20 protein-coding genes are annotated in these 24,165 nt (G+C 69.1%); 12 read left to right on the top strand and 8 right to left on the bottom strand.

Features of this window, described 5'->3' with window-relative positions:
• Window positions 1-157 precede the first annotated feature (157 nt).
• Window positions 158-535 carry a hypothetical protein gene (locus MKK65_RS09305; protein ID WP_243957218.1) on the top strand — a complete coding sequence of 126 codons (378 nt, stop codon included), beginning with the start codon at window positions 158-160 and terminating at the stop codon, window positions 533-535.
• Window positions 536-856: 321 nt separating this feature from the next.
• On the opposite strand, the gene MKK65_RS09300 is transcribed toward MKK65_RS09305, so the two are convergent.
• The 8 genes from MKK65_RS09300 to MKK65_RS09265 all read right to left on the bottom strand — a co-directional run bounded on the left by MKK65_RS09300 (window position 857) and on the right by MKK65_RS09265 (window position 10,236).
• Window positions 857-2,161 carry an MFS transporter gene (locus MKK65_RS09300; protein ID WP_243957217.1) on the bottom strand — a complete coding sequence of 435 codons (1,305 nt, stop codon included), beginning with the start codon at window positions 2,159-2,161 and terminating at the stop codon, window positions 857-859.
• Between the two features lie 120 nt (window positions 2,162-2,281).
• Window positions 2,282-2,971 (bottom strand): 4-carboxy-4-hydroxy-2-oxoadipate aldolase/oxaloacetate decarboxylase, encoded by a 690-nt coding sequence (locus tag MKK65_RS09295; protein ID WP_243957215.1) that lies wholly within the window; start codon window positions 2,969-2,971, stop codon window positions 2,282-2,284.
• The gene (locus tag MKK65_RS09290; protein ID WP_243957212.1) at window positions 2,968-3,693 is read right to left on the bottom strand and encodes a PIG-L deacetylase family protein; all 726 of its coding nucleotides are present in this window, start codon (window positions 3,691-3,693) and stop codon (window positions 2,968-2,970) included. The genes MKK65_RS09295 and MKK65_RS09290 overlap by 4 nt, the downstream gene beginning before the upstream one ends.
• Window positions 3,694-3,883: 190 nt before the next feature.
• Entirely contained in the window at window positions 3,884-4,780 is an 897-nt protein-coding gene (locus MKK65_RS09285; protein ID WP_243924726.1) for a LysR family transcriptional regulator, read from the bottom strand.
• A gap of 113 nt (window positions 4,781-4,893) precedes the next feature.
• On the bottom strand, window positions 4,894-6,402 hold the full coding sequence (locus MKK65_RS09280; RefSeq protein WP_243957211.1) for an MmgE/PrpD family protein: 1,509 nt from the start codon (window positions 6,400-6,402) through the stop codon (window positions 4,894-4,896).
• Between the two features lie 73 nt (window positions 6,403-6,475).
• Window positions 6,476-7,945 carry an MmgE/PrpD family protein gene (locus MKK65_RS09275; protein WP_243957210.1) on the bottom strand — a complete coding sequence of 490 codons (1,470 nt, stop codon included), beginning with the start codon at window positions 7,943-7,945 and terminating at the stop codon, window positions 6,476-6,478.
• Between the two features lie 32 nt (window positions 7,946-7,977).
• Window positions 7,978-8,958, bottom strand: a complete 981-nt coding sequence (locus tag MKK65_RS09270) for a 2-hydroxyacid dehydrogenase (protein ID WP_243957209.1) — start codon at window positions 8,956-8,958, stop codon at window positions 7,978-7,980.
• 21 nt (window positions 8,959-8,979) lie between these two features.
• Complete coding sequence (locus MKK65_RS09265) at window positions 8,980-10,236, bottom strand: alpha-hydroxy acid oxidase (RefSeq protein WP_243957208.1); 1,257 nt, start codon at window positions 10,234-10,236, stop codon at window positions 8,980-8,982.
• A gap of 338 nt (window positions 10,237-10,574) precedes the next feature.
• Here MKK65_RS09265 and MKK65_RS09260 point away from each other — a divergent pair, with 338 nt between their 5' ends.
• The 11 genes from MKK65_RS09260 to MKK65_RS09210 all read left to right on the top strand — a co-directional run bounded on the left by MKK65_RS09260 (window position 10,575) and on the right by MKK65_RS09210 (window position 24,162).
• Window positions 10,575-11,468, top strand: a complete 894-nt coding sequence (locus MKK65_RS09260) for an amidohydrolase family protein (protein ID WP_243957207.1) — start codon at window positions 10,575-10,577, stop codon at window positions 11,466-11,468.
• Between the two features lie 113 nt (window positions 11,469-11,581).
• The gene (locus tag MKK65_RS09255; RefSeq protein WP_243957206.1) at window positions 11,582-12,367 is read left to right on the top strand and encodes an IclR family transcriptional regulator; all 786 of its coding nucleotides are present in this window, start codon (window positions 11,582-11,584) and stop codon (window positions 12,365-12,367) included.
• Between the two features lie 87 nt (window positions 12,368-12,454).
• The gene (locus MKK65_RS09250) at window positions 12,455-13,258 is read left to right on the top strand and encodes a class II aldolase/adducin family protein (RefSeq protein ID WP_243924719.1); all 804 of its coding nucleotides are present in this window, start codon (window positions 12,455-12,457) and stop codon (window positions 13,256-13,258) included.
• Window positions 13,259-13,263: 5 nt separating this feature from the next.
• On the top strand, window positions 13,264-14,643 hold the full coding sequence (locus tag MKK65_RS09245) for an MmgE/PrpD family protein (protein ID WP_243957205.1): 1,380 nt from the start codon (window positions 13,264-13,266) through the stop codon (window positions 14,641-14,643).
• Window positions 14,644-14,713: 70 nt separating this feature from the next.
• A complete protein-coding gene (locus MKK65_RS09240) occupies window positions 14,714-16,057 on the top strand; it encodes an MFS transporter (protein ID WP_243957204.1) in 1,344 nt (447 codons plus the stop codon).
• Window positions 16,058-16,070: 13 nt separating this feature from the next.
• Complete coding sequence (locus MKK65_RS09235) at window positions 16,071-17,516, top strand: MFS transporter (protein WP_243957202.1); 1,446 nt, start codon at window positions 16,071-16,073, stop codon at window positions 17,514-17,516.
• Window positions 17,465-18,253: an enoyl-CoA hydratase gene (locus tag MKK65_RS09230; protein ID WP_243957199.1), complete on the top strand. Its 789-nt coding sequence runs from the start codon at window positions 17,465-17,467 to the stop codon at window positions 18,251-18,253. The genes MKK65_RS09235 and MKK65_RS09230 overlap by 52 nt, the downstream gene beginning before the upstream one ends.
• 42 nt (window positions 18,254-18,295) lie before the next feature.
• The gene (locus MKK65_RS09225) at window positions 18,296-19,468 is read left to right on the top strand and encodes a CaiB/BaiF CoA transferase family protein (protein ID WP_243957197.1); all 1,173 of its coding nucleotides are present in this window, start codon (window positions 18,296-18,298) and stop codon (window positions 19,466-19,468) included.
• A gap of 70 nt (window positions 19,469-19,538) precedes the next feature.
• Window positions 19,539-20,846 (top strand): MFS transporter, encoded by a 1,308-nt coding sequence (locus tag MKK65_RS09220; RefSeq protein ID WP_243924713.1) that lies wholly within the window; start codon window positions 19,539-19,541, stop codon window positions 20,844-20,846.
• Window positions 20,847-21,227: 381 nt separating this feature from the next.
• Complete coding sequence (locus MKK65_RS09215; RefSeq protein ID WP_243924712.1) at window positions 21,228-22,229, top strand: TRAP transporter substrate-binding protein; 1,002 nt, start codon at window positions 21,228-21,230, stop codon at window positions 22,227-22,229.
• A 4-nt stretch (window positions 22,230-22,233) separates the two neighbouring features.
• A complete protein-coding gene (locus MKK65_RS09210) occupies window positions 22,234-24,162 on the top strand; it encodes a TRAP transporter large permease subunit (RefSeq protein WP_243924711.1) in 1,929 nt (642 codons plus the stop codon).
• Window positions 24,163-24,165 lie beyond the last annotated feature (3 nt).

Here is a 24,165-nt window from a genome sequence, read left to right as displayed (position 1 = left end):
CTGGCCCTGTGAAATCAGAACGTCCGCCTGACGTAGCTTCGCGACGATCTCCTCGGGCTTCGGGTGCTTTGCCATCTCGTCCGTCCTCCAGGCTCAAAAGCCATACCAAAGGGCGGACCACTTCAATGGGGGCTGACCAGTTCAGGCAATTGAGGCGATGGCGCCCGTCCTTATCGAAAAGGTTAGGCAAGCGGACCACGAGGCTGAGATTCGCCGTCAGAAATGGTTAGAGGAGGTGGAGCGGCGCGAGCGCGATGAGGATCGTAAGCGGGTAGTTCAGTCTGTGATTGACAGCCAGGGCGAGCTTCAGGAAATTATCAGCCAGTGGTCGCGCGTCGTCAGCATCGAGCAGTTTCTAAAGGGCGTCAGGGCGCGAGCGGAATGCCTCCCGAATGAGGATAAGGAGCAGATCCTTTCGCGTATCGATCTTGCAAGGGATTTCATCGGCGCTCAGGACCCGCTCGACTTCTTTCGCGTCTGGAAGACGCCGGAAGAACGATACGTGCCGCGCTTCACGGCTTCAAACGATGGCTGATAGGCGAAGCTGAAGGCAAGCCGCAGGGCTGCCGCAATACGTTCGCGAAACCTGCCGTTCAGCAATGCGCTTGTTGCCGCCGTCAAGTTGAAGTCAAGAGCACTTCGGAAACAGACGATTCGTCAGTCAAGGTTTCTGCTCTGGGGGGGGCTGAAATTGACATTGGGCTCACGCGGTCTGAACCGCCGCTCGTGACCCTTCTCGGGCTTTCGAAGCGTTTGCTTGCCGGCAGTCTGGGCACCCTCTACGGCCGAACCTTGCCGAGAGCGGACCAGCGGCTTTCAGCCCCAAAGGTTGAGACGCGGCCGCTCGGTTGCAGATCTAGGCCGACACGACGCGCGATGCGTGTTGAGTTTGACCGACTGCTGATGCCTGGCCGCCACTCTGGTCGTGGAGATCCGTTCCGGCCGTTTCCGGCATGAGCAGCGCCGCGCAGAAGGCGACCCCGTAGGCGCAGAGGGCGCAGGCGCCCATTGCCGTCCCCAGCGGCAAGCTCGCGGCCAGGATGCCCACCGTGGCGGGCACGACCGAACCGAAGCCTCGACCGCCCCCGAGGCAGAAGCCCTGGCCGCTCGCCCGGATCGAGGTCGGGAATAGCTCCGCGAAGGTCGGCAGCATGCCCGAGGCCAGGGCCCCCTGGAACGCACCCAGGAAAAAGCTCAGGACGATGGTCGTGGTGAGGCCGATCGGCGCGAGCAGAAGGATCGCGACATTCCCGGACTGCAGCACCAGGAAGGTCATGAAGGCCGGGCGGCGGCCGATCCGGTCCGAGAGCCAGCCGTAGAGCAATGGGCCGACGAGGGAGCCGAGGATGTTCATCGCGAGGTAGCCGGTGCTCGACTTGATCGAGAGGCCGAGTGCCGTGCGCAGGTAGGTCGGCAGCCACGTGATCATCACGTAGGCGCCGCCGAAGATGCCGGTCGACATGATCGCGGCGGCAGCCGTACGTCGCAGGTGCCGGCCGGTGAAGATCGTCCAGAATGGCGGTGGCACGACGCCAGCGCGCTGTGCCGCCCGTGCCTCGGCGTAGATGCCGGATTCCGGGACGAGCCGGCGGATGAAGAACACGAGGCCTGCCGGAATGATGCCGATGGTGAAGAAGACGCGCCAGCCCGTTTCCTCGGAGAACAGGGACGCGATGACCGGAAGCAGGCTGACCGAGATCGCGTAGCCGACCGCGTAGCTGCTCTGGACGGAGGCCGCGACGCGTCCGCGCAGGGCCGGCCGGATCACCTCGCTGATCAGGACCCCGCCCACCGCGGCCTCGCCCCCGTAGCCGAGGCCCTGGAGGAAGCGGACGAGGGCGAGGGACCAGACGTCGCTCATGAACGCGGCCAGGCAGGTGAAGCCCGCGACCATCAGGATGGTGACCTGCAGGATCCTGACCCGACCGATCCGGTCGGCCAGGATGCCGGCGGCCCAGCCGCCGACCGCGGCCCCGGCGAGGGAGGCCGTGGCGAGGTATCCGGCCTCGGCCTGCGTCAGGCCGAGCGTCGCGATCAGCGCCGGGATGACGAGGGCGTAGATCGTCGTGTCCATGGCATCGAGGCCGAACCCCGCGAAGCAGGCCCAGTAGGTGCGGCGCTCGGTCTGATCGAGCGTGTGGTACCAGCCGAGCTTCATCATGACGCGTCTCCTCCGGCCATACTGGATCGTGCGCCGCCCGGGCTGCCGGCCGGGCGGGCTGCACGGTTCAGCCGGTACCGTCTCTTCGCGGACGGTCGCCGGCCTCTGTCTCGGCGTTCGTCAGTCCTGCGGATCGTCCACGTATTCGAGACCGGCGGCAGCCAGCGGCCCGCGCATCGCGTAAAGGTCGAGGCCGAGTTCGCCGGCCGCGAGCCGGGCGCGCTTGGCGACCTCGTTGGCGGCCCGCGCGTCCGCCTGCGCGGCGACGGCCTCGGCGTCGGCATGGGGCACGACCACGACGCCGTCATCGTCCGCCACGATCGCGTCCCCCGGCCGGACCAGGGCGCCGGCGCAGACCACGGGGACGTTGACGCTGCCCAGCGTCGCCTTGACCGTGCCCTTGGCGGAGATCGCCCGCGACCAGACCGGGAAGCCCATCTCCTTGAGCGTGCGCACGTCGCGGCAGCCCGCGTCGATCACCAGGCCGACGCCGCCGCGCGCCTTCAGCGAGGTGGCCAGCAGGTCGCCGAACATGCCGTCAGTGTTGTCGGTCGTACAGGCGACTACCAGGACGTCGCCGGGGCGGCACTGCTCGATGGCCACGTGCAGCATCCAGTTGTCGCCGGGCTGCGCCAGCACGGTCACGGCGCTGCCGGCGATCGCGGCGCCCTCCCAGATCGGGCGCATGTAGGTCTTCAGGAGGCCGGTACGCCCCTGCGCCTCGTGGACCGTGGAGACGCCGTGCCGGGCGAGCGTCGCGGCGACGGCCGGCGCGACGCGGGGGATGTTGCGGACGACGACGGTCCTCATGCCAGTTCCTCCAGCGTCATCGGGAAGAGGCGCTGATAGGCCTCCCCGTAGGTCATCGCGGTTCCGGAGTTGCGGCCGCCCTGGACGCCCCGGTTGAGCGCCACGCGGGTGTAGTATTCCCAGAGGTGCTTCTGGGCGGCGAGCACCTGGAACGCGCGGAACTTGGTCTCCCACACGGCATCGATGTTCAGGATGACCTGGGGCTTGAAGTTGCACTGCTCCGGCTGGTGCGGCTCGAACAGAAACACGGGCGGCGCGGCGTAGCTGCGGTCCGGGTCCGGCTTGTGCCCGGCGGCCTGGGCGATCACCCGGGCCTCCTGCGCCACGTGGGCGGCGACCGGATGGTCGAAATTGTAGGGGTCTTCCAGGGCGTGGGTCAGCACGAAGGCCGGACGCTCCTCCCGGTAGACGTCGACGAGCCGGTCGAGGACGGCCTCGCCGACGCGCAGGGGATAGTCGCCAACGTCGAGGAACTCGATTTTGGCGCCGAGAATGCCGGCCGCCTCCTCGGCCTCGGCGCGGCGCTGGGCCTTCACATCCTCGATCCGCACGCCCGCCTTCTTCCAGGCCCATTGGCTCTCGCCCCGCTCGCCGAACGACAGGCAGACGATCTTCATCCGGTAGCCCTTGCGTGCGTGCAGGGCGATGGCGCCGCCAGCGCGCCAGACGAAGTCGCCCGGATGGGCTGTCACCACGAGGCCCGATCGCGCTGCGGCCGCCATATCTCATCTCTCCCGGAGCGTGCGTCGCCTCTCGCGCACTATTGTGCATGCAGAGCTATCGCCGGCCGCCAGAGCAAACAAATGATTAGATTGAGGCTATTCATGCGCGTCATCGAATAATGCCTGCGGGTTCGGGCATGCCGGCGCAATGCCATCCGGGCGGTTCCTTCCTGCCGGGCGAGCGGCGCGGTCAGAGCGCGTTGAAGTACGCCCGGATCATCCGGGCCAAGCTTTCCGCCACCGGTGACAGGGTGTGATTGCGGCGCGTCACGATGCCGATCGTCCGCGCGATGCTCGGCGCCCGGAGCGGCACGGCGACGATCTTTCCCTCTTCGGCGGCCTGAAAGGCGAGGCGCGGCACGACGGTCACGCCCAGGCCCCCGCGCACCATGCCGATGGCGGTGGCGACGCGGTGCACCTCGTAGGCCCAGGTCACGTCGGCGTAGCGTCCCCCCAGCCCCGCCGCGATGAGCAGGTTGTTGCCGGTCTGCTCCCCGATCCTGATGAGAATTTCACGGTCCAGCTCGGACCACGTCACCACCTTTGCGTCTGCGAGCGCGTGATCGGCCCGGCACACCAGCACGAAGGCTTCCTGGTGGATCGGGGTGATGTCGAGGTCGTAGTGCTGCGCCGACATGATGGTGATGCCGAATTCGGCCTCGCCCGCCCGCACGCGCTCGATGATCGCGGTGGCTGATTGATCGAGGACGCGCACTAGCACGCCCGGGTGAGCGGCGCTGAAGCCCCGCAGGATGGCGGGCAGGTGGTGACCGGCGATCGTCGGCAGGCAGCCGAAGCGGACGACGTCCTGGCTCTCGCGGCCCTGCCGCCGCAGGGTTCCGAAGATCTGGGACAGCTCGTCGACGATGCGCTGCGCGCTCGGCAGAAGCTCGACGCCGGCGGGCGTCAGCGTCACCTGCCGCGTCGTCCGTGCGACGAGCCTGACGCCGAGTTCGTCCTCCAGCTTCTTCAGGCGGTGGCTCAGGGCGGCCTGCGAGAGGCTGAGGCTGGCCGCGGCCCGGTTGAAGCTCCCCCAGTTGGCGATACTGAGGAAGGCCTGAAGGCCCAGGAAGTCGATCCGCTCCATCACCCCTCGCCGTCGAAACGCGGCGCCAGCATTCGCACGGACGGAGAGGCCGCCGATACGGATCGGCCCGCTGCCGGCCGACCACAAGGCGACGCCGCGGATGCCGCCGAGGCTCAGGCGAAGAGGCCGGTGCAGACCGCGCGCATGTCCGGGACCGCCTCCAGTTTTCGGACGGCGGACACGATTCGCCCGACCCGGTCGCGCGGCAGCCCGGCGAAGTCGGCGCAGCCCTCGAACTTGGCCACGGTGTCGTCGAAGCTCATCGGCTTCTCCGGGCTGCCGCGGGCGAAGTCACCCTGACCCGAGATGGCGCGCCCGTCTGTCAACTGCACCTCGACGTAGCTACGCATCTTGTCGGCGCCGGCCGCGTCCGCGTCCGGGTTGTTGTAGAAGGTGACCCGGTCGATCATGGCCTGCAGCTCTGGCCGGTTGACCACGTCGTCCTGGAACTGCCCGAGCCCCGCCTTGCCGAGCACCAGCAGCACGGCCATGCAGTACTCCATGCTGAACTTGGCCTGCAGGCCCGTCCTGGGCCGGTGGTGGATCAGCGTGTTGAGCATCTGCCGGTTGGTGCCGACCCGGACCTGAGCCACCTCCTGCGGCCGGATGCCGTGCTGCGCGATGAGAGCCGCCATCACGTCCATGGCGGGGTGCGTGAGCGAGCCTGAGGGATACGGCTTGATCGACACGCCGGGCGAGAGCAGCGACCACGGCCGGCCCAGGCGGCCGACGATTGCCCCGGGATCCCAGCCGCCCCCGAAGGCGGCGAAGAAGCCGCGTTTGGCCTCGAGGATGTCCTCGGCCGCCGTCCAGCCCAGGGCCGCGAGGTCGGCCGCCACGATGCCCGCCTCGGCGCTGTGGCCGGCCTGGAACGGCTTGGTCATCGTACCGAAATTCTCACGCAGGCCGCCGGCCTCCGCGCCGACCACCCCGAAGGCGTTGCGCAACTGCTTGGCGTCGAGGCCGCGCAGCTTCCCCGCGGCCGCCGCCGAGCCGAACACTCCGCACATGCTGGTGGAGTGGAAGCCGCTCTCGTAGGAGCGGGGCGCAATCGCCTCGGCGAGCTTCGTAGCGACCTCGACGCCGAGATGGTAGGCCAGCATGAAGTCGCGGCCGGACTTGTTCAAGGCTTCCGCCAGTGCCAGGGCGGGAGGCAGAGTCGGCACCGTGGGGTGGGTCAGCAGACCGTAGACGCGGTCCTTCGCGACGGCGAGCTGCGTGTCATCGAAATCGTCGGCGTGGATGGCGACGCCGTTGGCGAAGGCGGCGAAGCGCGGGGCGGCGTGCTGATCCGTTCCGAGCACGGTGGACAGCCCGTTCAGGACGCCGAGCTCGGCGAGGTAGCGATGCACGATCGGGCCAGTCGCGGCCTTCTGGCCGGCGATGGCGAGGCCGAGCGCGTCGAGGATGTGCTGCTTGCCGAGCGCGATCAGCTCCGGCGGCAAGTCCTCGTAGCAGGTCGCAGTCACGAACGCGGCTGTCTCCGCCGTCACCTCGGCGGTGCCGGCCGGCGCGGCCGGCGTGTCGGCGGCGAAGGCCCGTCGGGGCGCGACGGGCAGGAGACTCATCCCGGCGCCGAGCGCCGCCAGGCCGGACAGGAATCGCTTGCGGCTCAACGTCATCGTCGGATCCTCCTGGCTCAGCTCTCGTCGCCTGGCGCGGAACGCACCGCCCCTGATGCGCTCATGGGTTCGCTCAGCTCAGGCGCAGCAAGGCCGCGACATCGCGCATAGTCCCAACCGTCTCGAGGGCGAGGACGGCTTCGATGAGCCGGGACGTCTTGTCCGCGCCGAGGACCGGCGCCATCAGGTCGCGGCACTTGGTGATCACCTCCGCGCGCGGCATCGGGTTGTCGGCCGTGCCGCGGACCGCGAGCACCTTGTCGGTCAGCACCGTCCCGTCGTTCAACACGATCTCCACGATGGCAGCGCGCGCCGGTTCGAGGCGCTCCAGCTCGTCGCTCGGGATCAGCCGGACCTTGGTGCGCAGACGCAGGACCGTCGGATCGACCATGCGGTCCTTATCGTGCGCCGCCTGGAACGAAGCCGTCCCATCGAGCAGCATGATCGCCACCATGTGCTGGAGGCAGATGTCGGGCATGTCGCGGTTGTCGACGACCCGCGCCTCGGTGTGGGCCATGCGGACGGCAACCGAGGTCACCGCTTCGGGGTCGATGCGACGTCGCTGCAGGATGTTGCTCAGGGCATCCAGCGGCGCCTGGATCGGGGAGCCCACGGTCCATTTCTTGATGTTGGTGCGTGCGATCTCGTAGCGCGCGCCGAGTTCGGCCGTCAGCTCATCCAGGCGGGCATCGGGCGCGTAGGCTAGGAAGTAATTGTCGGCACCCGAGAAGATGTCGTCGATGCCGGTGCATCCGGCCTTCACCATCAGCGCCGCGGTGAGGCCGCTGCGCGCGGGCATGCCGGCGAACACGAAGGATTTCTCGATGTGCTGCGTGTCGCGCGTCCAGGCGCCGATGCCGGAGGATTGCTGGGCCGCGTAGTCGAGCACCCAGCGCATCCGCTGTGCGTCGAGCCCGGCGGCGCAGGCGGCGGCGGCCGCGGCCCCGAAGGTGCCCGCGATAGCGTGGGTGCTCTTGTGGCTGGTGTTGCGGAACGGGATCGCGTCGAAGCTGAGGGTGACCCGCGGGCCGACGTCGTAGCCCAGCGTCACGGCGCGCAGGAAGCGCGTTCCGTCGATCCCGAACTTCTCGGCGGCGGCAAGGGCCGCCGGCACGATCGGCGCGCCCGGATGAGATTGCGAGAACTCGTTCGAGTCGTCGGTCTCGTCCGAATGCGCCAGCATGCCGTTGACCAGGGCTGCCACGAGTGGGTCGGCCGTCGTTTTGGCAGCAACGAGGGTAGCCTCGCCCGAACCGCCGTAAGAGGCCGCGAAGTTGTAGGCGGCCTTGGCCGGCAGCAGGCCGGAGCCCGACACCATGGCGGCGAACGTGTCGAGGATGTGGTGCTTGGCCGCCTCGACGACCGCGTCTGGCAAGGCCCGGTCCCCGGCCTCGGCCATGTAGGCGCTGAGCTTCGCCATGACCGGACTGATCGTGCCTGTGGCCGCCAGGGCGCGCAACGGCGCGGTTCCCAGGATGGCAGCGGCGGCGCCGCGCAGCAGGGCCCGGCGGCTCGCCTGCATCGGATTGGTTCTCGGTGACATCGGGACTCCGGGCGGTTCGTGCAGCGCGCGGCTCAGGCGCGCTCGGGGATCGGCGAAAGGACGGGCTCGCCCGCGAAGAAAGCGGCGAGGTTGGCCACGACCTGATCGATTGTCGCCTCCAGAGTCTCTGGCGAGCGGCCGGCGATGTGGGGCGACAGCACGACGCTCGGCAGCGCGCACAGGGCTTCCGGCACCGCAGGCTCGCCCTCGATCACGTCGAGGGCCGCCCCGGCGAGGCGGCCCGCCCCCAGGGCCTCGATCAGGGCCTCGGTGTCCACGACCGAGCCGCGCCCGACATTGACGAGGAAGCCTGTGGGGCCAAGGGCGTCGAGGGCCGCGCGGCCGACGCAGTGGCGGGTCGCGGCGCCGCCCGGCAGCGCCACGAACAGCACGTCCGCCCAGGCACAGAGATCGCCCAGGCTCGACGCGTAGTCCCACGGCGCGTCAGGGACAGGCCGGCGGTTGTGGTAGCGAACCGCCATGTCGAAGCCGGCGCAGCGCCGGGCGATTCGGCTGCCGATCCCGCCAAGCCCCAGGATCCCGGCGCGCTTGCCCTGCGCCCCCGGCCGGGCGGTCCCGCCCTCCCGCCAGCGGCCCGCCCGCACGGCGGCATCGAACCGCGGAATGTCGCGCAGCACCGCCAGGAACAGGCCCAGCGCGTGATCGGCCACGCAGGCCGCGTTGGTGCCGGTGCCGTGCGTGATGACGATCCCGCGCGCCCGGGCCGCCGTCAGGTCGACACCCTCGTAGCCGACGCCCTGCGCGCAGATGATGCCGAGATCCGGCAGCGCGTCGATCAGGCCGGCCGGGATCGGCGTCGTCCCGTTCGTCACGATGGCCCGGATGCGTTCGCCCGCCCGCGCGGCGACCTCAGCGCGGGCCTCGGGCGTGAGGGCTTGGTGCACGGTGAAGTGCGCCTGCAGCCGGTCGAGGGCGAAGGCCGCGAGGTCGATCGCCAGCAGCACGTCCGGCCTGAGCTCGTCCGCCTTGTCCCGTGATGCTTCACTGCTCATGTGCTTCGCCGCCTCGGAGGTTCACGGGGTCGGCCCGACGGGGATCCGGTGCAGGCGGTCGGGTCCGAGTTCGGACAGGGTGTTCACGCCGAGCAGGCCCATGTTGCGGACGACTTCGTCCTTCAGGATCGCGATCGCGCGCTCGACCTCGGGCTGGCCGCCGACCGCGGCGGCGTAGAGGAACGGCCGTCCGACGAACACGAAGGCGGCGCCCAGCGCCAGCGCCTTCAGCACGTCGGTGCCGCGGCGGAAGCCGCTGTCGATCATCACCGGGATCGTGCCGCCGAGCGCCGCGACGACCGCCGGCAGGGTGCGAAAGGGCGAGACCGTCGCGTCGAGCTGGCGGCCGCCATGGTTCGACAGGATCACGCCGTCGGCCCCGAGATCCCGGGCCACGACGGCGTCGGCTGCCGCCATGATCCCCTTGATGACGAGCCGGCCGCGCCAACGCTTTCGCACCAGCCGCAGGTGGTCCCAGCACAGGTGGTCACGGTTGCCGAAATCCCGCAGCACCGAGGCGGACAGGATCGGCGCCCCCCGCACCGCGTAGGAGTTCTCGAAATGCGGCATGCCGTGGCGCACCAGCGTGCGCAGGAACGTGCCCGCGGTCCAGCGCGGGCGCGAGAGCCCATCGAGGGCCAGCCGCAGGCTCGGCCGGAGCGGCGTCGAGAAGCCGGTGCGGGTGATGTTCTCGCGGTTGCCGGAAATCACGGTGTCGACGGTCACGACCAACGTGCCGAAGCCCGCCTTCGCCACCCGGTCGACCAGGGCCGCGATCCGGTCGGGCTCGGCGGGCAGGTAGGCCTGGAACCACGCGTCCGGGTTGTGCGGGATCACGTCCTCCATGCGGATGAGGGAAGAGCCGCTCATGATCATCGGCATCCGCGCCGCCCGCGCGGCCGCGGCCAGCACGATGTCGCCGCGATAGGCGGCGAGCGCGCTCAGGCCCATCGGAGCGATGCCGAACGGCGCGGCATAGTCCCGGCCGAGCAGCGTCGTGGCGGCCTTGCGCGCCCCGACCCCAACCAGGACCCGTGGCACGAACCCGACCTCCCGAAGCGCCCGCCGATTGTCGTCGAGCGCCGCGTTGGTCTCCGCGGCGCCCGCGATGTAGCCGAACACGGGCCGCGGCAGGTGTCGCCGCGCCGCCGCCTCGTAATCCGCCAGGGCCAGCGCGACGGGCTTGCCGCGCCGGCGCGTGCCGGCGGCCGTCTCGGTGGCCGCCGTGCCGGGGATCGCTTCCGTGTGGCCGGGCAGTTTCTGGGCGCCTGACGCCATCGATCTTCCGTTCGGTGCTGGGCCGGTTGTCCCGACGCCCGCAAGACAGCCAAGTCTGAGCCCGTACTTCACAAGTGTGTAAGATTGGCTGCCCGCTGTCTATAGGTGCAGGCGTCCCGGCGCCGTCGAGGCATGCGGCGAATGACGAAGCGGGACACCCGTTTGGGCGTCAGGACCTGTAACAGAGCCGAATCTTTGCTGATCGACGGTTCGTTGTAGACAGAAGCCGTATTTTCCCTCGGCGCTGCCGAGGCTGCATCAAAAAATTCATATTCGTGCATTGCGGCCGCATCCGTGGCGAGCCATCAAAGGCGCCGGAGTCAAGCTGGAGGACGCCGATGAGCCGCGACTGCCTCGCCCCGAAAGTCCCCGAGCCGCCGACCTTCGCGCTGCCGGACGGCGCCTGCGACAGCCACACCCACGTGTTCGGGCCCTACGCCCGCTACCCCCTGGCGGAGGACCGCAGCTACACACCGCCGGAGAACGACGGCGCGGCCCTGCTGCGTCAGCTCGGCGCCATGGGTCTCGCGCGGTGCGTGATCGTCACCGCCAGCGCCTATGGGGTCGATAACCGCGCCATGCTGGATGCACTCGCGCTGGCCCCCGACCGCCTGCGCGGCGTCGCGGTCCTGGCCGAGGGCGTCACCGAGGCCGAACTCGATGCCCTGACGGCGGCTGGCGTGCGTGGCGTGCGCGTCAACCTGTTCCGGCGGGACGGCCATCAGGTCTACCGCAACGGCATGGGGCTGGAGGTTTTGAGGGCGCTCGCGCCGCGGCTGAAGGCGCGGGGCTGGCATCTCCAGGCCTGGCTGCACGCGCCGGACCTGCCCGAGCTCTGGCCGGCGCTGGCCGCTTGCGGCATGCCGGTGGTGATCGACCATATGGGCCGCATGAGCACGGCCCGGGGCATCGACGATCCGGGCTTCGCACGGCTGTGCCGGCTGGTGGCGGACGGGGTGGCCTGGACCAAGATCTCGGGGGCGGACCGCCTCACCGTGGCAGGTCCCCCCTACGACGACGTGGACCCCTTCGCGGCCGCCCTGATCGCGGCCAATCCGGAGCGGCTCGTCTGGGGCAGCGACTGGCCGCACATCAACTATTTCGGCGGCGCGACCGACCGGGGCGTCCCGTCGGATGTGGATCTCCTGCGGGCGCTGCGGCGCTGGACGGATGACCAAACCCTGAGCCGCATCCTGGTGGACAACCCGGCCGCGCTCTACGGCTTCCCGTGAGCGGCGATGCTACCGGGACCCCGCGCCTTCCGGTATCAACGGCTGGTCGGCGGGCGGACAGGCCGGATCATGCGTTTCATAGATGTGAATAATCGCAGCGCGGTGCGGCCCTCGTGACCCTGCGCGCGGACATCCCGCCCGAGGCGCAGGGCGCGGCCGTCAAGTCGGCCCGCCGCGTGGTCGAGGTGCTGGAGCATTTCGATCGCGTCCAATGCCCGCAATCGCTCACTGAGATCGCCCTGGCGCTGGGCTACCCGGCCTCCAGCACCCTGGCCCTGCTCAAGAGCCTACTCGCCGTCGATTATCTCTCGTACGACTTCGAGCGCCGCACCTACAGCCCGACCATGCGGGTCGCCATGCTGGGCGCCTGGGTTCAGGCCTGCGTGTTCCGCGACGGGGTGCTGATCCGCCTGATGGAGGCGCTGCAGGAGGCGACCGGCGAGACCGTCGTGCTCGGGATGCAGAACGACCTCCACGTGCAGTACATTCACGTGGTCCAGGCGCGCCATCTCCTGCGCTATCACCTGCATCCCGGCACGTTCCGGCCGATCCACTCCACAGCCGCCGGGCGCATGCTGCTGGCGCACCAGTCCCGCGACGCGATCGCCCGCCTCGTCCGTCAACTCGACCGGCGCGCCGGAGTGACGCTGGACCTGGATGCCTTCTGGGACGGCCTCCAGGAGGTCCGCGCCGCCGGCTTCGCGTGGTCGGCCAATCAGGTGACCGAGGGCGCCGGGACCATGGCGGTGCTCGCACCCAAGATGGCCGACGGGCGGGCCACCGTCCTCGGCGTCGCCGGCCCCCTGTCGCGGCTCGAGCCGAACCGGGAGCGGATCCTCGCGAGCCTGCGCACCATCGTCGGGCCGCCTCTCGCCGATCCTAAAAATTCACGGTTGTAAATTTTTTGGAAGTAAGCGACCCTCCGGTCAACGCACGCTGATGCGCCGGATCCCGCGGGACCCGCGCCGGACAGACGGGAGGAGCGGATGACGAGCGGCATCGCCGAGCTTCAGGGGAAGCGCTACGACCTCGACCTGCCCTCGATGCGCGATCGGGTCTCGCCCAAGGAATGGGAGGCGCGGGTCAACCTCGCGGCCTGCTACCGGCTGGTCGCGCTTTGGGACATGACCGACATGATCGCGAACCACATCTCGGTTCGCGTCCCCGGCGAGCCGGAGCACTTCCTGATCAACGCCTACGGGCTGCTCTACGAGGAGATCTCGGCGTCGAACCTCGTCAAGATCGATTTCGACGGCAACATCGTCGACAAGCCCGATTTCGATTACGGCGTGAACCGCGCCGGCTTCGTGATCCACAGCGCGGTCCACCGTGCCCGGCACGAGGTCGATTGCGTGATCCACACGCACACGCCGGCCGGCATGGCGATCTCCGCCATGAAGTGCGGCCTCCTGCCGATGACCCAGACGGCGATGCGCTTCTCGACCGTCGCCTACCACGATTACGAGGGCGTGGCGGTCGATCTCGACGAGCAGAAGCGCATCGTGGACGATCTCGGCGAGGCCGACCTGATGATTCTGCGCAACCACGGCCTGCTTGTGGTCGGTCCGACCGTGCCGCAGGCCTTCAGCAACATCTACCGCGCGGAACTCGCCTGCAAGGCGCAGCTCATGGCGATGGCGGCGAGCACTGACCTCGTCCTGCCGTCGGATGAGGTCATCGCCAAGACCAACCACCTCTACCGGCCCGAGGTGCGCCGCCCGTTCGGCGTGCTCGAATGGCCGGCGCTCCTGCGCAAACTCGACCGGATCGACCCGACCTACCGGGATTGATCGCCGTGACCGCGGCTCACCCCGGCACGGTGATCGAGGCGCTGGCGGATTACGCGGCCGCCGAGTGCGAGCGATCGCTGCCGGCGGACGTACTGCACCACGCCAAGCGCGCCCTGATCGACTGGTTCGCCGCGCTCCTGCCGGGCGCGCAGCTCCCGCCCGCGACCCTGCTGGCCGCGGCGCTCGCGGACGAGTTCGGGGCGGAAGGCGGAGCCGTGGTGTACGGCACCGGGCGCCGAGGGCCCTTACGCACGGCGGCGCTGATCAACGCCACCGCCTCGCACATCATCGAGTTCGACGACATCTTTCGCGATGCGATCTACCATCCCGGCTGCCCGGTGATCGGCGCGGCGCTCGCGGCCGCGCAGGCATCCGGCGCCGACGGCGCGGCTTTGCTGCGCGCCATCGTGATCGGCTACGAGGTCTCGACGCGCATCGGCGTGGCGGTGCAGCCGTCGCACTATCGCTACTGGCACACGACCGGCACGATCGGCACCTTCGGGGCCGCCGCCGCGACCGCTGCCCTGCTCGGCCTCGATGCCGGGCGCATGGCCCACGCGCTGGCCACCGCCGCCACGATGGCGGCCGGGCTTCAGCAGGCCTTTCGCTCCGACGCCATGTCGAAGCCGCTCCATGCCGGGCACGCCGCGGAGGCCGGAGCGCTCGCCGCCCTGGCGGCCAGCCGCGGCGTCACCGGCGCCCTCGACGTGCTGGAGGGTGAGGCCGGGTTCGGGGCCGCGATGAGCCGGGGCGCGGACTGGGCGCGCGCCGTCGAGGATCTGGGGCGCCGCTACAACATCTGCGCCATGACGTTCAAGAACCACGGCTGCTGCGGCCACGCCTTCGCGGCCATCGACGCCGCCCTGGCGCTGCGGCCGAATCTCGACCTCGACGCCATCGCGGCGATTACCATCGGCACCTACCGGACGGCCCTCGACGTCACCGACCGGCGCGCGGTCGCAACGCCCTTCGAGGGGCGGTTCTCGACGCCCTTCACAGTGGCGAGCGCCGTGGTCCACGGCAGCGTTCGGCTCGATGCGGTCTCGCCGGAGCGCCTCGCCGATCCGCGGGTCCAGGCGCTGATGCGCCGCGTCGCGATGGTGGTCGATCCGGAGTGCGAGGCCGCGTTCCCGGGACGGCGCTCGGCCGTGGTGACCATCACCCTGACGGACGGGCGCCGCCTCACGCAGCGGCAGCCGACCCGCAAGGGCGACCCGGACGCGCCGCTCACCGACGACGAGCTGGCCGACAAGTTCCGCGAACTCGCCGCGCCCGCTGTGGGCGCGGCGGCAGCGGCCGATCTCCTCGCGACCCTGCGGACCCTCGACACGGCCCCGGCCGAGGCGGTGTCGCGGCTCGGGCTCGGACCGCCGGGGCCGGACTAGGCGTCCGCGCCGCCAGAACACACCCGCCAGAGCCGCGAGATCGGCCGGCGGCCTCCAGGGAGGAGAGCGCATGGACACGCGGGCAATCCCCGCCGGCCTCGCCGTACAGGACGGCATGCGGTCGGACGCGGTGACGGACCTGGAGCGTGACACGATCCGCCGGATCAACCGACGGTTCATGCCGATCCTCGTCGTCGCCTACATGGTCTCGTTCATCGACCGGGTGAATGTCGGCTTCGCGGCGCTGACGGCCAACCGGGAGCTCGGCCTCTCGGCCACCGCCTACGGCTGGGGCGCCGGGATCTTCTTCCTCGGCTACTTCCTGTTCGAGTATCCGAGCAACGTGATGATGGGCCGGGTCGGCGCCCGGATTTGGCTGTCTCGCATCATGATCACCTGGGGCTTCATCTCGGCCGGGATGGCGCTCGTGACCGGGCCGGTCTCGTTCTGCATCGCCCGGTTCCTGCTCGGCGTCGCGGAGGCCGGGTTCTTCCCCGGCCTGCTCCTGTTCGCCTCGCTCTGGTACCCGAAGGCCTACCGCGCCCGCTGCATCGGCATCATGCTGGTTGGCATGGCGGTCTCGAGCCTCGTCGGCGCGCCGATCTCCGGGCTGCTGCTCGGCCTCGACGGGTGGCTCGGCCTGTCCGGCTGGCAGTGGATGTACATCATCGAGGGGCTGCCGGCCGTTGTCCTCGGCGTGCTGCTGCTGTTCGTCCTGACCGACACGCCCGACAAGGCCGAATGGTTGAGCCGCGAGCAGCGGGACTGGCTGCGCCGGACGCTGGCCACCGAGCCGGTCCGGGCGCACGCCGCGCGGAACGTCTGGGCGACGATCCGCGATCCGCGGGTGCTGTTCTACGCGCTCCTGTTCTTCAACGTCACGACGGCGAGCTACGGCCTGAGCCTGTGGCTGCCGCAGATCATCAAGGCCGCCGGCCTGACCAACGCCCAGACCGGTTTCGTGACCGCGATCCCCTACGCGTTCGGCACGCTGGCCATGGTGCTGGGCGGCTGGTGGTCGGACCGGCACGCGGACCGGATCGTGCCGACCGCCGCCATGACCTTCCTGGTCGCCGCCGGCCTCACGGCCTCGGTCTGGCTCGCCCAGCCGCTCGCGCAGTTCGCCGCGATCTGCGTGGTGATGATCGGGATCTACGGGCTGAAAGGCCCGTCGCTCGCCCTCTACACGGAGAGCTTTCCCGGCCCGGCGGCGGCGGGCTCGATCGCCATGGTGACGGCGCTCGGCAACCTGTCGGGCTTCCTGCCCCCCTACCTCGTCGGCTGGATCAAGGACGCGACGGGGCACTTCACCTACGGCCTCCTGTTCCTGGCCGGAGTCGCCTTCCTGGGGGGCGTGCAGGCCCTGCTCGCCCCCGCCTTCGAGCGGCGCTGCGCTGCCTCTGCGACACGGTAACGGAGGATCCGCGATGCTCGCCACGGACACCGCCCTCGGGGAGGCTCGCCCTGCCCTTCACCACCGCGTCGCCTCGATCCTCGGCGGGTCGGTCGGCAACCTGATCGAGTGGTTCGATCTGCACATCTACACGGCGTTCTCGCTCTACTTCGCGCCGCAATTCTTCCCCGGCGACTCGCCGAACGTGCAACTCCTCAACGCGGCCGGGATCTTCGCCCTGGGCTTCCTGCTGCGGCCCCTCGGAAGCTGGATCTTCGGCGTCTACGCCGACCGGCACGGGCGGCGCACCGCTTTGAGCCTGTGCGTGACCCTGATGTGCGCGGGCTCCCTGCTGATCGCGGTCTGCCCCACCTACGCGCAGGCCGGCATCCTGGCGCCGGCCGTTCTGCTCCTCGCGCGCATGCTGCAGGGCTTGTCGCTCGGTGGCGAGTACGGGGCGAGTTCCGTCTACCTGACGGAAATCGCGGATCCCCGCCGCCGCGGATTCTTCAGCAGCTTCAACTACGTGACGCTGATCTCGGGCCAGCTGCTGGCAACCTTCCTGCTCGTCGTGATGCGGAGTCTCCTGAGCACCGACCAGATCGCCGCCTGGGGCTGGCGCATCCCGTTCGCCATCGGGGCGGCCTGCGCGGTCATCGGCTACGCCCTGCGCCGGAACATCGACGAGACGGACCAGTTCAAGGCGCTTAAGCGCAGGGGTCTGCCCGAGCGGCCAACCCTGCGGCTCCTCTCCAACCCGCGCGCGCTGGTGCTGGTCGCCGGCATGACGGTCGGCGGCACGGTCGCGTTCTTCACCTACACCGTCTACATGCACCGCTTCCTGTCGAACTCAGCGGGGCTGACGCGGGACCAGACGACGCTGGTCTCCTGCACCACGCTGTTCGTGTTCGCCCTGCTTCAGCCGCTGCTCGGGGCGCTGTCGGACCGGATCGGGCGCAAGCCCCTGCTGCTCGCCTTCGGCGTGCTCGGGACGCTGGGCACCGTGCCGCTGATGACCGCGATGACGCGCGTCCACGACGCGTGGTCGGCGTTGGCCCTCCTGATGATCGCGCTGGTCATCGTGTCCGGCTACACCTCGGTGAACTCGGTGGTGAAGGCGGAGCTGTTCCCGACCAGCGTGCGGGTGCTGGGCGTCGGCCTGCCCTATACCCTGGCGACATCCCTGTTCGGCGGGAGCGCCGAGTATGTCGGCCTTTGGTTCAAGCATCTCGGCTACGAGAGCCTGTTCTTCTACTACGTCAGTGCCTGCATCGCCTGCACGTTCATTACGACGCTGTTCCTGAAGGAAGGCGGCACCGCGAGCCTCGATCCGGAGCGGGTCGCGGGAAGCCTTACAAGCGGGGACGACGCGCGCGACCGGTTCCCGATCCGTGACGATCACAGCCAAACCGACCGAGGACTGATTCCATGGCAGACCCCCAACTCATCGTGCAGCGGGACGGGCCGATCGGCTGGCTGATCTTCAGCAATGTCGCCAAGCACAACGCCATGACGTTCGAGATGTGGGGTGGCGTGCCCGAAGCGATCGCCGGCCTTGCGGAGGATCCGGAGATCCGCATCGTCGCGCTGAAGGGCGCGGGCGAGAAAGCATTCGTGTCCGGCGCCGACATCTCCGAGTTCGAGACGAAGCGCGGCTCCGGTGAGGCCCAGATGGCCTACAACGCCGCCGCCGACGCGGCGACCGCGATCATCCAGACCTGCTCCAAGCCGACGCTGGCCATGGTGCGGGGCTACTGCATCGGCGGCGGCCTCGCCCTGGCGCTGGCCTGCGACCTGCGCTTCGCCGCCGAGGGCACGCGCTTCGCCATTCCCGCGGCCAAGCTCGGGCTCGGCTACCGCTACGCCGGCATGCGCCGCCTTGTCGACGTGGTCGGGCCCTCGCGCGCCAAGGACATCTTCTACTCGGCGCGCCAGTTCGACACCGCCGAGGCGCTCGGCATGGGGCTGATCAACCGGGTCGTGCCCAGGGAGGCGCTGGAGGAGGAGGTCCGCGCCTATGGGACCCGCGTCGCCGCCAACGCGCCGCTGACCATCGCGGCCGCCAAGCTCGCCATCGACGCCGCCACCACCGAGCCCGGCCCGGACGCGCTTGCCGCCATCGACCGGGCGATCAAGGCCTGCTTCGCCAGCGAGGATTACCGGGAGGGTCCGATCGCCTTCCGCGAGAAGCGGCCGCCGAACTTCAAGGGCCGCTGAGCGGCGCCCGACCTCCACGTCACGCGAAACCGGGAGACGCCCATGCCCTCTGCCACCGCGCTGAGCCGCTTCACGGTACTGGATCTTACCCGCGTGCGCTCGGGGCCCACAGCCGTGCGCCAGCTCGCCGATTGGGGCGCCGACGTCATCAAGATCGAGCCCCCCGGGGGCGACCGGATCGGCGGCAACCGCGACGGCTCGGATTTCCAGAACCTGCACCGGAACAAGCGCAGCCTCACCCTCGACCTGAAGCACCCCGAGGGCGTCGCCGTGCTGAAGCGACTCGTCCGGTCGGCCGACGTCCTCGTCGAGAACTTCCGGCCGGACGTGAAGGACCGCCTCGGCATCGGCTACGCGGATTTGGCGGCCGAGAACCCCCGGCTCGTCTACGCCAGCATCTCCGGCTACGGGCAAGACGGCCCCTACCGCATGCGCCCCGGCCTCGATCAGATCGCGCAGGGGATGGGCGGGCTGATGTCGATCACCGGCGAGGTCGGCGGGGGGCCGGTGCGGGCCGGCATCGCGGTGGCCGATTCGAGCGCCGGCCTGTACTGCGCCCTCGGCATCCTGACGGCGCTCCTAGAGCGGGAGCAGTCGGGCCAGGGGCAGTGGATCCAGACCTCGCTGCTGCAGGCCCAGATCGCGTTGCTCGACTTCCAGGCGGCGCGCTGGACCATGGACCACGAGGTCCCGCCGCAGATCGGCAACCACCATCCGACCGCGAGCCCGATGGGCGCGTTCCCGACCGCCGACGGACACGTCAACATTGCGCCGATCGGCGAGGCCATGTGGCGGCGCCTGTGCGGCGTGCTGGGCCATCCCGAATGGGCCGAGGATCCGCGCTTCGCTGACCAGCCGGCCCGCAGCCGCAACCGCCACGACCTCGCCGAGGCGATCGCCGCGGTGACACGGACCCGGAACGCCGCCCAGTGGGTCGAGGCCCTGAACGCCGCCGAGATCGCCTGCGGCCCCGTCTACACGATGGATGAGGTCTTCTCCGACCCGCAGGTGCAGCATCTCGGCATGGCCGAGACGGTGGAGCACCCGCGCCTCGGGCCCATCGGTCTGGTCGCCCAGCCGATCCGGATGTCCCGCTCGGAAGGGCACGTGCGGACAGCGGCGCCCGATCTCGGCGCGCAGAGCGACGCGATCCTGAACGCCTTCGGCTTCGACGCGCAGGCGGTGGCGGACCTGCGGGAGAAGCGCGTGATCTGATGACCCGCCAGCCCGGCGCAGAGACCGGGCGGCCATCAGGGGAGGACACCATGCCGGATCGGAGACGTCCATGGACCGCTTGAGCCTCGCCGCGGTCCCGGACCGCACGCCCACAGCCGCACGGATGACATCGAGCACCCGGGTTTTCTGGATCACCTGGGCGGGCTGGATGCTCGATGGCTTCGACTCGGCCATCTACATCTTCGTGCTGGTCCCGGCGGTGTCGGACCTCCTCGCGGCCGGCGGCATAGAGCCCGCCCGCGGCACGATCGCGCTCTATGGCGGCTACTTCTTCTCGATCTTCATGCTCGGCTGGGCCTGCTCGATGTTCTGGGGCTGGCTCGCCGACCGGATCGGGCGCGTGAAGGTGATGTGCCTGACGATCCTCGTCTACTCGGTGTTCACCGGGCTCTGCGGCCTCGCGGGCGGGCTTGTCTCCTTCGCGGTGTTCCGGTTCTGCGCGGGGTTCGGCGTCGGCGGCGAGTGGGCGGCCGGCACGCCGCTGCTCCACGAATCGGTGAGCGAGCATCAGCGCGTGCGCCTCGCGGGCTGGCTCCACACCGCGACGCCGACCGGCCTGCTGCTGGGCGCGGCCGCTTCGTTCCTCGCCCCGGTGATCGGCTGGCGGGGCATGTTCTTCCTGGGCGTGCTGCCGGCCCTCCTCGTGGTGGCGATCCGCGCCACCGTGCAGGAGCCGCCGCGGGCACAGCAGGCGCGGACCGAGTCCGGCCCTGATCAGCCGGGCCTCGCCGCCATGTTCACGGGGCCGCAGGGCCGCTCCACCTGGGCGGCCGGGCTGATGATGTCCTGCATCATTCTCGGCCTGTGGTCCTCGACCTACTGGGCACCGACCCTGGTGATCAGCAAGCTCGTTGCCGCCGGCTCGACGCCCGCCGCCGCCCAGAAGGTGGCGGCGATCAGTGGGATCATCACCAACATCGGCACGCTGATCGGCTGCCTCGCGATGCCGTTCATCGCGACATGGTTCGGCAGCCGCCGCCGGACGGCCACGGCCTTCTTCCTCGGCGCCTTCACCATCAACCTCGTGGCCTATCTCGGCGCCGCCGTCTGGCTCGACAGCGTGACGCTGTTCATCGCGCTGCTGCCGCTCGTCGGCTTCTTTACCAACGCGGTGTTCGCGCTCTACACGATCTGGCTGCCCGAGCTGTTTCCGACGCGCCGCCGGGCCTTCGGGTCCGGCTTCGCTTTTAGCTTCGGGCGCATCCTAGGCGCTCTCGGGCCGACGATCGTCGGCAGCCTCGTGGTCGTGACAGGATCGTATCCGGAAGCTCTGGCAATCATCTCGCTAATCTATCTCATTGGCTTGCCGACAATCTGGATGGCTCCTGAGACCGCGAATAAGGAGCTTCCTGTCTGAGAGCGGAATGATCTCCTAGATCCAACGATCTAGCAGGTCTGGATGTTTCGTCCGGACATTATGGGGAAAGTCTACACTATCGTATAAGATGCAAGCATCTGGTGCTTAGGATTGATTACCTTAATTGGTCCGCTTGGTCTGGTCTAATATGGTTGCGGGGCGCGCAAGCCAGCAATTGATAGAGGAAACGATGCGCCGCCGGATCAGCGGCTAAAATTCAGGAGCCAACTGTCACCCGATGTACATTGCTGCCTGTAGGGCATGATTGACGGGCACCCCGGCCGGGGACATCCTCGCGATCAATCCGCGGCCTAGAAAAATGGGCCGAAGAATAAGTGGTTGGCCAGCCAATAGGCCTGCCTAGGGAACGAGGGAACGTCCTTGATCAGTCGCCGCACGTTCGCAGGTGCCGTCCTCGGCGCGCCGGTAGCCCTGCCGTTCCTGGCACGATCGGGCTTCGCCGCAACACCGACCCACACACTGAAGCTCACCTTCGCCGACACGCAGGCGCATCCGCTTTACGCTGTGCTGAAGCGCTTTGCCGAGAACGTAAACAAACGGACGGACGGCGCTGTAGAAATCCAGGTGTTCAGCATCGGTCAGCTCGGCAGCGGCACCAACATCATGACCGGCATGCAGACCGGCATCATCGATCTTTGTGCGCACACCTCTGGGTTCATCGGGCCGCTCTTCCCACGGTTTCAAGTGGTGGACTTGCCCTTCCTCTTCCCCGATGCCAAGAGCGCGGAGCGCGTCCTGGACGGGCCGATCGGCGGCCAACTCCTCGACCTCATGCCCGCCAAGGGCATTTACGGGTTGTCCTACGGCCACTGGGGTTGGCGCGTCGTATCGACCGTCGAGCGAAAGGTGCCGGAGCCGACTGATATCAAGGGGCTCAAGATCCGCGTCCAACCCGGCGCGATCTTCGCGGCGATGTTCCGCACGCTCAGCGCGAACCCGATCGCAATCGACCTCACGGAAGTCTATCTCGGGCTATCGCAGCACACGATCGAAGCTATCGAGACGCCGATGATCTCGGTCGCGGCCGGCAAGCACGATGAGGTCGTGCGAACGATCAATACAACCAATCACGTCTACAACGTCGGGGTCCTCATGGCGAGCAAGGCCAAGCTCGACGCGTTGCCTGAGCAAGCGCGAAGCGCGATCAGGGCGGCGGCGCAAGATCTGACGGGCGATTGGCGCACCACGATCGCGGCGGCGACCGACGAGACCGCCGCACGCTTCAAGGCGAAGGGCCTGGCGATCCTGCCGGTGGATCAAGACGCGTACCGCAAGCAGGTCGAGCCCGTGTACAAGCAGTTCCGCGACATCATCGGGCCGGATCTGGTCGATGCCGTGATGAAGGAGGTCAGGAAGGGTTAGCCCCGTGGCCGCCGGAGAGCCCGCGCTGGCCCGCGGTGCGATCGAGCGGACACCGACCACGCTCGCCCTGTCGCCCTACGCCGCGCTCCGCCTGTACGGTCGAGGGCTCGACCTCGTCGAGTGGCTCTGCCGCACCCTCCTGGTCGTGGCGCTCGTCGGCGAACTTGGGATCATCCTCTGGGACATCACCGCCCGCTCGACGATCGATCTGTCCCTGTTGTGGGCGGACGAGGCAGCCAAGCTCTGCCTGACGACGCTTGCCTTCATCGGGGGCGCCTTAGCTTACCGGGCCAAGCATCACACCACCGTCGAGTTCGTGCGCCAGCTGCTGCCGCCCGGTTGGCGCGAGCCCGTCGCGATCGCGATCGACGGTCTCGTCCTCGTGACCGCGGCCACGGTCGGCTACGTCTCCCTCGACCTTCTATCGATCACCGCACTGTCCACGACCCCGATCCTGCAGATTAGCGCCGCGTGGTTCGTCGTCCCGCTCAGCGTCGGTATGGGGCTCGTCGTCCTGTTTGCGATCGAGCGGTTCGCGACGGATTACCGCCCTGCCCTCGCCTGGCGCACGCTGTCCGGCGTCGCTGTCACTGTTTCGATCGTGCTCGCCATCACCGCGCTGCCGGCCATCCCGCGCCCCGGTCCACAGGCGGCGCTCGGCCTGATGCTGGTCCTGTTCTTCGCCGCCGTCCTCCTCGGTCTACCGGTCAGCTTTGCGATGCTGCTCGGCTCGCTGTTCTTCCTCCAGCTGACCGGCACGGCGCCGCTGATCGCAGCAGCGCAGAACACCGTCGACGGGACGGGCAATTTCATCCTGCTGACCCTGCCGTTCTTCATCTGGACGGGCCTCATCATGGAACGCGGCGGGATTAGCCTCCGGCTGGTTCGCTTCGCGATGGCGCTCGTCGGCCATTTGCGGGGCGGTCTGCTCCAGGTCGTCGTCCTGACGATCTACCTCGTGTCCGGCATCTCCGGATCGAAGGTCGCCGACGTCGTCGCGGTCGGCTCGGTGCTGCGAGGCGAGCTGAAGAAACAGGGCTACGGGCCCGAGCGGAGCGCGGCGGTCCTGGCAGCCTCTGCGGCGATGTCGGAGACGATCCCGCCGAGCCTGGCGATGCTGGTCCTCGGCTCCGTCGCGCCGATCTCCATCGGGACACTGTTCATCGCCGGCCTCTTACCCGCGGCCGTGATCGCCGTTCTTTTGATGATCTTGAACTGGGTCCTGGCCGTGCGTGAAGGGGCACCGCGCATGCCGCGCGCGACCGGACCCGAACTCGCCCTGGCGGCCGGGGCGGCCACGCTGCCGCTCGTCATGCCGGTCCTGATGGTCGTCGGCATCCGCTTCGGTTTCGCCACCCCGACGGAAATATCGGCGGTCGCCGTGCTCTACGGTCTCATCCTGGCCTGCGGCGTGTACCGCGCCTTCGGGCTGCGCGATCTCGTGCGGATCGTCGTGGAATGCGGGGTGCTGTCCGGGATGGTGCTCTTCATCATCGCCGCGGCCGGCTCGTTCGCCTGGACGCTCACCGCAGCGAACCTGCCGGTCGCACTGATCTCGCTCCTGCACGCGCTGGGCGACAGCCGGGCGGCGTTCCTGATCGGCTCGCTCGCGCTGCTCGTCGTGGTCGGATCGCTGCTCGAAGGGCTACCGGCGCTGATCATCCTCGGGCCGCTGCTGATCCCCATCGCGGGCCAGTACGGGATCGACAGCATCCACTACGCGATGGTCATCATCCTCGCGATGGGGATCGGCATCTTCATCCCGCCGATCGGCATTGGCTTCTACATCGCGTGCGCCGTCGCCGAGAGCCGCATCGAGGCGGCCAGCCGGGCGATGATCCCCTACCTCATCGTGCTCGTCCTCGGCGTGCTCGCCGTGGCGTTCATACCCTGGTTCACCCACGCCCTGCCCAACCTCGTCGGATCGCGCTGAGCC

The organism is Methylobacterium sp. J-001 (genome assembly GCF_022829565.1).
Classification (GTDB): domain Bacteria; phylum Pseudomonadota; class Alphaproteobacteria; order Rhizobiales; family Beijerinckiaceae; genus Methylobacterium.
This window is presented reverse-complemented; position numbering and strand designations above follow the sequence as displayed.

Excerpts from the sequence above, each read along its gene's own strand:
- MKK65_RS09235 (WP_243957202.1), top strand. The coding sequence starts at position 16,071 with ATGCTCGCCACGGACACCGCCCTCGGGGAGGCTCGCCCTGCCCTTCAC.
- MKK65_RS09250 (WP_243924719.1), top strand. The coding sequence starts at position 12,455 with ATGACGAGCGGCATCGCCGAGCTTCAGGGGAAGCGCTACGACCTCGAC.
- MKK65_RS09300 (WP_243957217.1), bottom strand. The coding sequence starts at position 2,161 with ATGATGAAGCTCGGCTGGTACCACACGCTCGATCAGACCGAGCGCCGC.
- MKK65_RS09220 (WP_243924713.1), top strand. The coding sequence starts at position 19,539 with ATGGACCGCTTGAGCCTCGCCGCGGTCCCGGACCGCACGCCCACAGCC.
- MKK65_RS09270 (WP_243957209.1), bottom strand. The coding sequence starts at position 8,958 with ATGAGCAGTGAAGCATCACGGGACAAGGCGGACGAGCTCAGGCCGGAC.
- MKK65_RS09240 (WP_243957204.1), top strand. The coding sequence starts at position 14,714 with ATGGACACGCGGGCAATCCCCGCCGGCCTCGCCGTACAGGACGGCATG.
- MKK65_RS09305 (WP_243957218.1), top strand. The coding sequence starts at position 158 with ATGGCGCCCGTCCTTATCGAAAAGGTTAGGCAAGCGGACCACGAGGCT.
- MKK65_RS09260 (WP_243957207.1), top strand. The coding sequence starts at position 10,575 with ATGAGCCGCGACTGCCTCGCCCCGAAAGTCCCCGAGCCGCCGACCTTC.
- MKK65_RS09285 (WP_243924726.1), bottom strand. The coding sequence starts at position 4,780 with ATGGAGCGGATCGACTTCCTGGGCCTTCAGGCCTTCCTCAGTATCGCC.
- MKK65_RS09265 (WP_243957208.1), bottom strand. The coding sequence starts at position 10,236 with ATGGCGTCAGGCGCCCAGAAACTGCCCGGCCACACGGAAGCGATCCCC.
- MKK65_RS09290 (WP_243957212.1), bottom strand. The coding sequence starts at position 3,693 with ATGGCGGCCGCAGCGCGATCGGGCCTCGTGGTGACAGCCCATCCGGGC.
- MKK65_RS09280 (WP_243957211.1), bottom strand. The coding sequence starts at position 6,402 with ATGACGTTGAGCCGCAAGCGATTCCTGTCCGGCCTGGCGGCGCTCGGC.
- MKK65_RS09225 (WP_243957197.1), top strand. The coding sequence starts at position 18,296 with ATGCCCTCTGCCACCGCGCTGAGCCGCTTCACGGTACTGGATCTTACC.
- MKK65_RS09295 (WP_243957215.1), bottom strand. The coding sequence starts at position 2,971 with ATGAGGACCGTCGTCGTCCGCAACATCCCCCGCGTCGCGCCGGCCGTC.
- MKK65_RS09230 (WP_243957199.1), top strand. The coding sequence starts at position 17,465 with ATGGCAGACCCCCAACTCATCGTGCAGCGGGACGGGCCGATCGGCTGG.
- MKK65_RS09275 (WP_243957210.1), bottom strand. The coding sequence starts at position 7,945 with ATGTCACCGAGAACCAATCCGATGCAGGCGAGCCGCCGGGCCCTGCTG.